The 11,243-nt window shown below is 71.4% G+C and carries 12 protein-coding genes and 1 tRNA gene; 8 read left to right on the top strand and 5 right to left on the bottom strand.

Annotation, left to right across the window (positions count from 1 at the left end; genetic code table 11):
- The first annotated feature begins 4 nt into the window (after positions 1 to 4).
- From SB754_RS06725 to SB754_RS06755, 7 genes are all read left to right on the top strand, one after another.
- On the top strand, positions 5 to 1,285 hold the full coding sequence (locus SB754_RS06725) for a glutamate-5-semialdehyde dehydrogenase (RefSeq protein WP_410781568.1): 1,281 nt from the start codon (positions 5 to 7) through the stop codon (positions 1,283 to 1,285).
- Positions 1,286 to 1,338: 53 nt separating this feature from the next.
- A complete protein-coding gene (locus tag SB754_RS06730) occupies positions 1,339 to 1,575 on the top strand; it encodes a hypothetical protein (protein WP_410781569.1) in 237 nt (78 codons plus the stop codon).
- Between the two features lie 11 nt (positions 1,576 to 1,586).
- Positions 1,587 to 2,189: a nicotinate-nucleotide adenylyltransferase gene (gene nadD / locus SB754_RS06735; RefSeq protein WP_410781570.1), complete on the top strand. Its 603-nt coding sequence runs from the start codon at positions 1,587 to 1,589 to the stop codon at positions 2,187 to 2,189.
- Entirely contained in the window at positions 2,186 to 3,634 is a 1,449-nt protein-coding gene (locus tag SB754_RS06740; RefSeq protein ID WP_410781571.1) for a hypothetical protein, read from the top strand. The genes nadD and SB754_RS06740 overlap by 4 nt, the downstream gene beginning before the upstream one ends.
- Positions 3,635 to 3,698: 64 nt before the next feature.
- The gene (rsfS, locus tag SB754_RS06745; RefSeq protein ID WP_410781572.1) at positions 3,699 to 4,076 is read left to right on the top strand and encodes a ribosome silencing factor; all 378 of its coding nucleotides are present in this window, start codon (positions 3,699 to 3,701) and stop codon (positions 4,074 to 4,076) included.
- Between the two features lie 235 nt (positions 4,077 to 4,311).
- A tRNA-Ala gene (locus SB754_RS06750) sits at positions 4,312 to 4,384 on the top strand.
- Positions 4,385 to 4,656: 272 nt separating this feature from the next.
- Positions 4,657 to 5,550: a response regulator transcription factor gene (locus SB754_RS06755; RefSeq protein WP_410781573.1), complete on the top strand. Its 894-nt coding sequence runs from the start codon at positions 4,657 to 4,659 to the stop codon at positions 5,548 to 5,550.
- Positions 5,551 to 5,571: 21 nt separating this feature from the next.
- Here SB754_RS06755 and SB754_RS06760 read toward each other — a convergent pair whose 3' ends face one another.
- The 3 genes from SB754_RS06760 to SB754_RS06770 are packed head-to-tail and all read right to left on the bottom strand — an operon-like array spanning position 5,572 to position 8,716.
- Positions 5,572 to 6,540 carry a thioredoxin gene (locus SB754_RS06760; RefSeq protein WP_410781574.1) on the bottom strand — a complete coding sequence of 323 codons (969 nt, stop codon included), beginning with the start codon at positions 6,538 to 6,540 and terminating at the stop codon, positions 5,572 to 5,574.
- Complete coding sequence (locus SB754_RS06765; RefSeq protein WP_410781575.1) at positions 6,530 to 7,489, bottom strand: alpha/beta fold hydrolase; 960 nt, start codon at positions 7,487 to 7,489, stop codon at positions 6,530 to 6,532. Before SB754_RS06765 ends, SB754_RS06760 begins: the two co-directional genes overlap by 11 nt.
- A gap of 12 nt (positions 7,490 to 7,501) precedes the next feature.
- On the bottom strand, positions 7,502 to 8,716 hold the full coding sequence (locus SB754_RS06770) for an epoxide hydrolase family protein (RefSeq protein WP_410781576.1): 1,215 nt from the start codon (positions 8,714 to 8,716) through the stop codon (positions 7,502 to 7,504).
- 245 nt (positions 8,717 to 8,961) lie between these two features.
- On the opposite strand from SB754_RS06770, the gene SB754_RS06775 reads away from it, so the two are divergent.
- On the top strand, positions 8,962 to 10,302 hold the full coding sequence (locus SB754_RS06775; RefSeq protein WP_410781577.1) for an LCP family protein: 1,341 nt from the start codon (positions 8,962 to 8,964) through the stop codon (positions 10,300 to 10,302).
- Positions 10,303 to 10,324: 22 nt separating this feature from the next.
- Here SB754_RS06775 and SB754_RS06780 read toward each other — a convergent pair whose 3' ends face one another.
- Both SB754_RS06780 and SB754_RS06785 read right to left on the bottom strand, forming a co-directional pair.
- Positions 10,325 to 10,531, bottom strand: coding sequence for a DUF6186 family protein (locus SB754_RS06780; protein WP_410781578.1), 207 nt, complete (start codon positions 10,529 to 10,531; stop codon positions 10,325 to 10,327).
- Positions 10,528 to 11,175 (bottom strand): hypothetical protein, encoded by a 648-nt coding sequence (locus SB754_RS06785; RefSeq protein WP_410781579.1) that lies wholly within the window; start codon positions 11,173 to 11,175, stop codon positions 10,528 to 10,530. Before SB754_RS06785 ends, SB754_RS06780 begins: the two co-directional genes overlap by 4 nt.
- Between the last annotated feature and the right edge of the window lie 68 nt (positions 11,176 to 11,243).

Here is an 11,243-nt window from a genome sequence, read left to right on the forward strand (position 1 = left end):
ACGCATGTCCTCGATCATGGATGCGGCGCCCGCCGCGACGCTCTCGCTGCTGGAGCGGTTGACCGCCGCCAAGACGGCCTCCCGGTCGCTCGCGACGGCCACCACCGAGCAGAAGAACCGCGCACTCCGGGCGATCGCCGACGGCGTGCTCGCCACGACCGGCGACGTGCTCGCGGCCAACGAGCTCGACCTGGCGAACGGCCGTGAGAACGGGCTGTCGACCGGCCTGCTCGACCGGCTCACCCTGAGCCCTGCGCGGCTGCAGGGGCTCGCCGATGCGGTGCTCGACGTGGTCGGGATCACCGATCCGGTCGGTCAGGCCGTGCGCGGCAGCGCCCTCCCCAACGGCGTCAAGATCACCCAGGTGCGCGTGCCGTTCGGCGTGGTCGGCGCGATCTACGAGGCACGGCCCAACGTGACCATCGACATCGCGGCCCTTGCGATCAAGAGCGGCAACGCGGCAGTGCTGCGGGGCGGGAGCGCGGCGATCGAGACCAATCGCGTCCTCGTCCGTGTCATCCAGGAGGCCCTGGCGAGCGCCGGCCTGCCCGCCGACGCCGTGCAGACCATCGACGACTTCGGCCGCGAGGGCGCGGCGGAGCTCATGACGGCGCGCGGGTTCATCGACGTGCTGATCCCCCGGGGCAGTGCCGACCTCATCCAGACGGTGGTCACCCAGTCGACCGTGCCGGTGATCGAGACCGGCGCAGGCGTGGTGCACGTCGTGCTCGACGAATCGGCCCGCGAGGACTGGGCCGTCGACATCGTGCGGAACGCCAAGGTTCAGCGCCCCAGCGTCTGCAACGCGGTCGAGACCCTCCTGGTCCACCGCGGCGCGGCGGAGCGCCTGCTTCCCCCGGTGCTGACCGCGCTGCGCGAGTCCGGGGTGACCATCCACGCCGACGAGCGCGCCCTGCCCTACGCTCCCGACGGTGTGCCGGTCACCGACGACGACTACGCGACCGAACACATGAGCCTCGACATCTCCGTCAAGGTGGTCGACGACCTCGACGAGGCGCTCGACCACATCCGGCGGTACTCGACGCAGCACACCGAGTCGATCGTCACCAGCGACCTCGAGAACGCCGAGCGCTTCCTCGCCGAGGTCGATTCGGCTGTCGTGATGGTGAACGCGTCGACGCGCTTCACCGACGGCGGCGAGTTCGGGTTCGGCGCCGAGGTCGGGATCTCCACCCAGAAGCTCCACGCCCGCGGCCCGATGGGGCTGCCCGAGCTGACCAGTACGAAGTGGATCGTCCGCGGGTCCGGCCAGATCCGCGGCTAGTCGACCACTAGACTTGACGGCGGGCCGCAGGCCCGGAGAAAGGATTGCGCACGATGTCACTTCTGACGACCGTCCTCGCCGAGGCGGAGACCCACGTCGAGCTGCCGATGCCCACCTGGGCGTTCGGTGCGATCGCCATCGTCGTGTTCATCGCGCTCGCTTTCGTCGCCTGGAGTTTCAAAGACGTCGCGAACCGGCACAGCCACCGCTCCGCTCCCGACGCGGCAGCCCACGCGGGCGCCCCCGGTGCGACGCACCACGGCACCGGTCACCCGAACCAGGGGCACTGAGCCACCCGGGCATGGAGCTGACGGAGAAGGGCCGGCCCCGGATCGGCGTGATGGGCGGCACCTTCGACCCCATCCATCACGGTCACCTGGTCGCCGCCAGCGAAGTCGCCCAGTCCTTCGACCTCGACGAGGTCGTCTTCGTGCCGACCGGCCAGCCCTGGCAGAAGGGCCCGGTCACACCGCCCGAGCACCGGTATCTGATGACCGTCATCGCGACGGCCTCCAACCCGCAGTTCACCGTCAGCCGAGTCGACATCGACCGCGACGGTCCCACCTACACGATCGACACTCTCCGCGACCTGCACGAGGAGCGGCCGGATGCCGAACTGTTCTTCATCACCGGCGCCGACGCCATCGCGCAGATCCTCAGCTGGCGCGACGTCGCCGAGCTCTGGGAGCTCGCCCACTTCGTGGCTGTGAGTCGCCCGGGACATGACTTGAGTATTTCTGGATTGCCGGAGCAAGACGTAAGCTTGTTGGAAGTTCCGGCCCTGGCGATCTCGTCGACCGATTGCCGGAGCCGGGTGAGCAGGGGATTCCCGGTCTGGTACCTCGTCCCGGACGGGGTCGTTCAGTACATCTCCAAACACCATCTGTATCGGAGCGTGGCATGACATCGTGGCCTGAACAGCCGCCGACGGGCCAGCCGCAGGCGCAGACGCGGCGACAGGCACGTGAGTTCGAGCGCGCGCGTCGCGCGGGCACGGCCGAACCGACCCCGGCGGGTCAGATCCCCGAGATGACCACCACGGCGCCGTCGCGAGACGACCGCGCAGAAGAGACGGCGAACGAAGCAGAGACGGCGAGCACGGAGGTCGAGACGGTCGACGCACCGGAGAGCGCCGGTACCGACTCAGGCGCGCCCGCCGCCGACGAGCGCCCCGCGATCCCGGCGAGTGCCTTCGCAGAGCCCGGCGTCACGTCCCCGTCCCGCGACTCCTTCGACTTCTTCCGTCAGACTCCGGATCCCTCCCAGCCGGAGCCGGTGACGCAACCCATGGCGATCCTGCAGCCCCCGGCGGGAAAGACGCCGGCACCTGCGCCCGCAGCTCCCGACTCCGGGCCAGGCGACCCCGCCACCCCGGCGGGCGAGCGCACTCTCACGCGCCGCGAGCTCCGTGCGATGCTCCAGGCGCAGGAGGCCAATGCGCAGGCCAACCACGCGCCCGCCTCAGGCGAGTCCGTGTTCCCCGTGACCTTCACCTCCGAGCCGGAGGGCGGTCCGTCCGCCGCGCAGCAGGACGGCGACCGCTCGGCCGACCGCGCCCCTGCAGCCTCCGGTACCGCTGCGGCGTCCGCTACCGCCGCAGCCGCGGCTGGTGGCCCCGCCGACACGCCGGCGCCCGTGTCTGCGTCGACCAGCGAGAAGTCGTCCTGGCCGTTCGCGTCGCTCACTCCGTCCTCCGCCCCGGTCGCCTCGCGCGCCGGTCAGCCGGAGACGACGGTCACCCAGAGCACCGCCTCGCCGTTCGCCGCCTTCGGTGCGCCGGCTGCCGCGAAGCCGTCGCCTGCCGACGGCTCCGCCGCCGCGCCCGCGACACAGGAGTCGGCCGACGACACGGCGGCGCAGGAGCGCCGTCCGTTCACCCCGCCGACCGGCCACTGGTCGACCGCCGCCGAGCTGGACGACCAGAAGCAGCCGATCACCTCCCGGAACGTCGCCCAGTCGACGGCGGCGACCACGACCAGCGCGCTCATCCTCCCTGTCATACCGCAGCCGGACTCGGCCGCTCCGCTCACCAGTACGGGCGAGATCCTGGTGACGGGATCCATCGACCTGCCGCGTGGCATGGGCGCGACCGGGGCTCACCCGGACCGCATCGACTCGTCCGACATCGACCGTCTCCTCGACGGCGAGGAGAACGAGTTCAACACCTCCGAGGTGCAGCCGGTGCGCGCGTCCCGCGCGATCAGCACGCACACCTCCACCCGCGGCGTGATCGCGCCGCCCAAGAAGCGCGGAAACGCCCTTCCCGTCATCCTCATGGTGACCGCGGGCGTCCTCGCCGTCGGCGTCATCGGCCTCCTGGTCGCGGCGTACGTCCTGAAGGTGTTCTGATCATCCGCGCCTTCCCACTCACTCCCGCAACACTTCTGCACCGACCGCGACCGGAGGGCCGCTCGTGACCGCATCCCCGCACGCCCGCGACATCCTGCAGGTGGCCGCCGCCGCCGCCGACTCGAAGGGCGGCCAGGACCTGGTGGCGCTCGACGTGTCCGGGCCGCTGCCGCTCACGGACGCGTTCCTGCTGGTCAGCGGCCGCGTCGAGCGGAACGTCATCGCCATCGCCTCCGAGGTGGAGGACCAGCTCAACGAGGCGGGCGTCAAGACGCTCCGCCGCGAGGGCAAGGGGGAGGGCCGCTGGGTGCTGCTCGACTTCGGCGACCTCGTCGTGCACGTCTTCCACGAGGAGGACCGCATGTACTACGCGCTGGAGCGGCTCTGGAAGGACTGCCCGGTCCTCCCGATCGAGCTGCCCGTCCACGAGCGCGCCGAGTAACGCTCCCGAGCCCGCGAGAAGCCCCTCGGCGACCCCGTGCGACTCGCGCGTCGTCGCGCCGCCGCCCGCCGAGTGGTGACCAGATGTCGCAACTCGAGCGGAATAGGCGCATCTGCTCACCACTCGACAAGTCTCGACTGACGCGAGGTCCGCTCAGTTTTTTCTCGCGGTCGCGATGTAGTAGTCTGGACGAGTTGTTCCGGGCGGCTCGAAAGGGCCCGAAGGATCACGATCTGGGTCTGTGGCGCAGCTGGTAGCGCACCTGCATGGCATGCAGGGGGTCAGGGGTTCGAGTCCCCTCAGATCCACCGAAATGTGAAGCCCCCGGCCGACGGCCGGGGGTTTTCTCGTTGCCGGGCCAGGCCGGGCCGGTGCGGCTGTCAGCGGAGGCGACGGTCCTCCTCCTGCTCCAGGCGCTCCTTCTCGGCGTCCTTGGCCTCCTGCTCCTTCTGGATCTCTTCTTCGCGGGGTGTCTTGTTCGTCATGCTGCGAGCGTAGCGGCCGGTCACGGCATCCGGAACGCCCGCCGTTGTGCATGCTCCCGGCGCTGCGTTAGCCTCCCGACGGAGCGGATGTCACCATGGCAGTCGAGAACGGACCTGCGGAGCCCACTTCCGCGGACGAGCGGACCTGGATGCGCGACCTCGGGGCGCTGCTGGCCCTGCCGTCGCTATGGGTCGACCACACGGCGCCGGAGATCGCCGACGGGCTGCTCAGCGTCCTCACCGGGATACTGCGCCTGGATGCGGCGTACGCCTGCTTCCAGGGCCCCGACGGCGTGCCTCCGTTGGAGGCGTGGCGCCCGGCCGGGGGCGAGCCGCCGGTGGAGCTGATGTCGTCGGTGCCCGGTTCCGGCGTGACGACCTCCGCGGTGCGTGCGGCTCGGGGGCCCTTCGACCCGCCGGGGATCGCCCGGGTGACGACGCTCACCCTCACCCTCCCGTGGGGAACGGGACTCGTGGCCGGCTCAGCCCGCCGGGCGGACTTCCCGACCGAGCGGGAGACCCATCTGCTGCGCGTGGCCGTCGGGCAGGCCGCCATCGCCCTCCACACCGCACGACGGCTGGCCGCGGAGCAGACGGCGCGGCGTGAGGCGGAGCAGTCGCTGGCGCATCAGAACCGCGTGCTGCGATCGCTGCTTGAGGATGTCGGACCGGCACTGGAGACGGCGTCCCGTCTGGTCGGGGAGGCCTCGCGGGAGGCGACACGGGAGGCCGCCCAGCCGCGGAGTGCGGAGCAGACCGCGCCCACACCCGTTCGGGCGGCGTCCGCTGCCGTCTCCGTCGCCCTGACCCGGCGCGAGCTGGAGGTGCTCGGCCTGCTCGCCCGGGGCCTCAGCAACAAGGAGATGGCGGCGGTGATGTGGTTGAGTGACCGCACGGTCGAGCGCCACATCACCGGCCTGTACCGGAAGATCGGCGTCGCCCGTCGGAGCGAGGCCACCGCCTACGCGTTGCGCCACGGGATCGCGTGAGGCGCGATTCCTCGGCGCCGTTCAGCCGAACGTGAAGCAGTACGCCTCCAGTCCCGGGAGGTCGAACCGCAGCTCGACCAGCGCATCCCGGATCGCTCCCGGCTGCCGGACGAGCTGGTAGGTGTCCTGCCGGTCCACCAGCCCGCGTCCCTCCGCGTCGACGTCCGTGCCGTGCGCTTCCCCGGGCGGCCGCCCGTCGAGCAGCACCCGGAAGGGGATGGGCACGCCGTCTGCGGCCGGACCCATGACGAGGTTGGCGTCGCGGGCGTGGAAGGCGAAGCGCACGCTCCCACCCGCCTCGTCGAGCACGGCGGCGTGGCGGGCCTGCGTCCACCGCCCGGAGAGTGCCCAGCCGTTCAGCGGCAGCGACGCCGGCGGCCGGTAGGTCTCCGAACGGTCGTACGCGTCGGCCGACTCCGCGACGAAGCCGCTGCTCTGCCCGTAGCCGAGATACGTCTCGGGGGACTGGAGGTCGCGCCAGTCGGCCGCGACCTCCAGGCCGGACGGCTCGACCGACACCAGGCCGGGGTTCGGGAGGTCGGCCCCGGCATCCACGAGCAGCCGCTGGATCATCATCTCGGTCCGCTCGTATTCGCCCTCGCCGAAGTGGTGGTAGCGGAGTCCGCCCGACGCGTCGGCGAGGTAGAGAGCGGGCCAGTAGTGATTGGCGAAGTCGTCCCAGACGCCGTAGTCGTCGTCCACGGCGACGGGATACCGCACACCGAGGGCGCTCGTGCGGGCGGTCACGTTGGCGCGGTCGTGCTCGAACCCGAACTCCGGGGTGTGGACGCCGACGATGGTGAGACCGACCTCCGCGTACTTCTCGTGCCAGGCCCGGAGGTACGGGAGGGTCCGCAGCCAGTTCACGCACGTGTACGTCCAGAAGTCGACGAGGACGACCCTGCCGCGCAGCCCCTCCGGGGTGAGCGGCTGCGAGTTCAGCCACCCCGTCGCGCGCGAGAAGGACGGAAGGCGCCCCTCATCCGACACCGGCCGCCCCCGCCTCCGCCGCCCCCGACCTCGCCACCGGACCGCCCTGCTCGTCGGCCAGGCGTGCGGCGTCCAGCATGGCCCGGGCGAACGCGTCCGGCGCCTCCTGCGGCGTGTTGTGACCAATGCCGCCGGTCAGCTCCCGATGCTCGTACGGCCCCGTGAACAGCGACCGGTACGCCGACGGTTCGGGATGCGCGGCGCCGTTGGCATCGCCTTCGAGGGTGATGGCGGGCACCGCGATCGGCGGCCGCGCCGCGAGACGCTCCTCCAGCTCGTCGTAGCGCGGATCGCCGTCGGCGAGGCCGAGCCGCCAGCGGTAGTTGTGGATGACGATCTCCACGTGATCCGGGTTGCGGAACGACTCCGCCGTCCGCAGGAACGTCTCGCCGTCGAACGCCCACTCCGGCGATGCGGTGTGCCAGATGAGCCGGGCGAACTCCTCGCGGTTGCGGTCATAGCCCTCCCGTCCGCGTTCGGTCGCGAAGTAGAACTGGTACCACCAGGCGAGTTCGGCGGCGGGCGGCAGGGGCTGGGCGTTCGCGGCGCGACTGCCGATCAGGTACCCGCTCGCGGTCACCTGGGCACGGAACCGCGCAGGCCAGAGGGCCGCCAGGATGTTGGCCGTCCGCGCTCCCCAGTCGAACCCGCCGACGACAGCGGTCTCGATGTCGAGCGCGTCCAGCAGTGCGATCGCGTCGAGTGCGATCACCGACTGCTGCCCGTTGCGAAGGGTGTCCGGGTCTCGGAAGGTGGTCGTCCCGTAGCCCCGGAGGTAGGGGACGATCACCCGGTGACCCGCATCGACGAGCAGTGGCACCACCTGGTCGAAGCTGTGGACGTCGTACGGCCAGCCGTGCAGCAGCAGTGCGACGGGCCCATCCGCGGGACCGCTGTCCGTGTAGCCGACGCTCAGTTCGCCGGCCTCGATCTGCAGGAGTTCGGGCATGCGCGGCGCCCGTCAGCGCAGCGACCGGAAGGTCGCCCGGACCTCCTGGGAGAACAGCTCCGGCTGCTCCCAGGCGGCGAAGTGGCCTCCGCGGTCGAGGCGGTTGAAATGGATGAGGTGCGGGTACGCCGCAGTCGCCCAGCTGCGCGGGGCCGCGTAGATCTCGTCGGGGAAGACGCTCACCCCGGCCGGGACCGGCACGCCCTTGGGGGCGAAGAAGGCCAGTTTGCTCTCCCAGTAGAGCCGGGCCGAGGAGACGGCGGTGGTGGTGAGCCAGTACAGCGTCACGTTGTCCAGGACGTCGTCGCGCGAGAGCCCCTCCGCGCCGCCGGCGAACACCCGGGCGATGAGGTCGTAGCTGCGGGCGTCGTGGTCGAGCATCCAGGCGGCGAGTCCGACGGGGGAGTCGGCGATGCCGTAGAGGGTCTGCGGGCGGTTGCCCATCTCCTGCGCGTACGCGAGGCCGTGGGCGTAGAAGAAGGCGAGCTGGTCCCAGGCGCCGCGCTCCTCCTCGTCGAGTCCGGCCGGCGGCGGCTCGTGGGCGTCGAGCGCCGCCTGGATGGCGTCGGGCACGGTGGCGGGCATGTTGGTGTGGATGCCGATCAGCCCCGGGGCCTGCAGCAGTGCCAGCTGCTCGGTCACCGCGTTGCCCCAGTCGCCGCCCTGGGCGACGTACCGGTCGTAGCCGAGGCGGGTCATCAGCTCCGCCCAGGCCTTCGCGATGCGGATGGGGTCCCACCCGGTCGCCGTGGGCTTTCCGGAGAAGCCGTGTCCGGGGAGCGACGGGATGACCAGGTGGAACGCGTCGGAGGCGTCGGCGCCGTGAGCGGTCGGATCGGTGAGCGGGCCGACGATCTTCAGCTGCTCGATGATCGAGCCGGGCCAGCCGTGCGTGACGATCATCGGGAGGGCGTCGGCGTGCGGCGACCGGATGTGGAGGAAGTGGATGTCGAGGCCGTCGATCTCGGTGACGAACTGCGGCACAGCGGCGAGGCGGCCTTCGACGCCGCGCCAGTCGTAGTCGCCGGCCCAATAGTCGGCGAGGGCGCGCACGACCTCCAGCCGCACCCCCTGTGAGCTGTCGTCGACGGTCTCGCGTTCGGGCCAGCGGGTGGCGCGGATGCGACGGCGCAGATCGTCGAGCTCCTCCTGCGGAGCGGTGTACGAGAAGGGGCGGATGTCGGCGGCGGAGCTGTCGGCGTCGTGGCGGGGTGCGGCGATGGTCATCGTGGCCTCCTGGGCTCGTCCAGCGACGCCCGGGCGGCCGCCGCGGCACAAGGATGCGACGCGCGAAGCCGGGGCGTCATCAGGGAGACCCCTCAAGGCGTGCGGGGGCCTGCGCAGAATTGGGGGAAACCCCGCACGGCGGGCGACGCCGTGAGAATGCGTTCATCCGCCGTGCGGGTCTCGCAGCGGACGGAAAGCGGCGACGACTAGGATTTCGTCAACGACCGACGACCCGAGGGATGCCGATGACCGATCTGCCGCGACGTCACCAGCGCGCCCGCGGACCGGAGGGCGTCCGCCACGGCCGGTTGCCGCGGAGGCGCGCCGGTGTCGCAGCGCTCAAGCTGCTCGCGGCAGCGGTCGCCATCGTTTTCGTGAGCGTCGGCTCCATCGCCGCGTACGCGGTGTGGGATGTGGCGCACTCGATCAAGACGGGTGTGCACCTCCAGGCGCTGCCCGGGCACTCGGCGATCCCGCAGGACATCCCCAACGTCTCGGCGATCCCCGGCGGCGTGAACCTGCTGCTGGCCGGCACGGACAGCCGCAGCAATTTGGGCGGCGTGTACAGCAGCGCCACCGAGCAGGACGCCAGCAGTGGGGCGGGCAACAACGACGTCACGATGCTGCTGCACATCGCCCAGGACCACAAGAGCATGGTCGTCGTCAGCTTCCCACGCGATCTCATGGTGGCCATCCCGGACTGCCCCTCCGCGGACGGTAAGAGCACGATCGACGGCACTTCCTACGCGCAGTTCAACACGGCACTATCCCGCGGCGGTCTCAACTGCGTCGTGGCCACGGTCTCGAAGATGACGGGACTCACCATCCCCTTCGCCGCGGTCATCAACTTCAACGGCGTCAGCGCCATGTCGAGCGCGGTCGGCGGAGTCACCGTCTGTCTGGCCAGCCCCGTGATCGACGACAAGACCAACCCGCCTCTCGACCTCCCAGCGGGCTCGAACACCATCGTCGGCGATGTCGCCCTCTCGTTCCTGCGCAGCCGGTACGGCGTCGGCGACGGCAGCGATCTGGGCCGCATCTCCAACCAGCAGGTCTTCCTCTCGGCGCTGGCGCGCAAGGTCGTCAGCGGCGGCGTACTGTCCAACCCGGTCCAGCTGTACGGCCTGGCGAAGGCCGCGGTGGACAACATCACGCCGTCCGAGACGCTGACGAACCCGACCACCCTCGTGCAGATCGCGCTGGCGCTGAAGGATACGGGCCTCGACAACATGGTCTTCGTGCAATACCCGGCCGTCAGCGATCCGGACAACCCCAACCGGGTGGTGCCTCAGGAGTCGGCGGCCGACGCGCTCGACCAGGCCCTCGTCGCCGACCAGCCGGTCAAGCTGACCGGGTCGACGGGACGTGGAGCGGAGGATCCGACGGCCACGGCCTCTCCGGCCCCCGATGCCGGCGCGGGGGGAGCGCCGTCGCCGGTCGCGCCGGCCACGCCTGCGGCGCCCGCCACGCCCGCGCCCGCCGCGACGCCTGGTGCCTCCGACACGGCCGCCACGGCCGTCCCCCTCCCCGACACGATCACCGGCCAGACCGCGGCGCAGCAGACCTGCACCAAGGGCAACGACTGACCGTCGGCGCGCTCGGCGAGGCCTAGGGTTCCGGCGCGACCGCGAGGAAGTGCCAGCCCAGCCACCACCAGAACAGCAGGATGACGATCCGAGCGGCGCGGTCCACCATCACGACGTCGAGCAGGGTGCTCAGCCTCGCCACCCGCAGCGGCGCGATGCGCGCTTCGACCACGAGTGCGGCGAACAGCAGCCCGCACACCACGAAACCGGCGACCGTCACGTCCCTCATCGGCGCCACCCCCTCCGCACCAGCGCGTAGCCCCCAAGCAGCCAGAGGGCGACCAGGACCGCCCGCGCCGGCGGCCAGGCGATGAGCGGATCGAGAAGGTCGGACAGCGCAGGGAATTCCTGCTCCCGGTCCGGAAGTCCTCGGCCGAGGAAGAAGGCCGCGATCTCCCAGGCGCAGCCGGCCGCGATGACCGCCGACCACAGCACGGCCGCACGCCGGACGGCTCGCCGTTCGGCGTCCGGTGTCGGCGAGTCGAGCGCGGCCGGCTCCGCCCGGTCGGCCCAGGCAACCGGAAGCAGCAGCAGGCCGATGCCCACCACGACGGCTGTGTCGGCGCCGCCGTAGAGCGGACTCAGCGCGAGCGTGAGCGCGGCCACGCCGATCAGCACGCCGACCACCAGGCGGCGCGACACGGCCCCGCTCTCGGCGCGCAGCCGGAGCGGGACCCGCAACCAGCCCAGCTGGTCGAGCGCCAGCAGCACCGCCCCCGCGCCGTAGATCAGGGCGTCGACCGGCGCTCCGCGAATGACATGGAAAACGGCGGTGAGCACGAGCACTGCCACCCAGGCGAGCCGTGTGACGGCAGCGGCCCGGCCCGTTCCCGTGCCCCGCTCGCGCCGTGCGGAGCGCTCCTGCTCGGCCATGGCGGCACTCTACGCCGGAGGGAGGACCATCCGTGCTTGCCACGGCCGCCTGCGACCCGTTGAATGAG

Origin of the sequence: Leifsonia sp. SIMBA_070, assembly GCF_046534635.1 — a bacterium.
Lineage (GTDB): Bacteria > Actinomycetota > Actinomycetes > Actinomycetales > Microbacteriaceae > Leifsonia.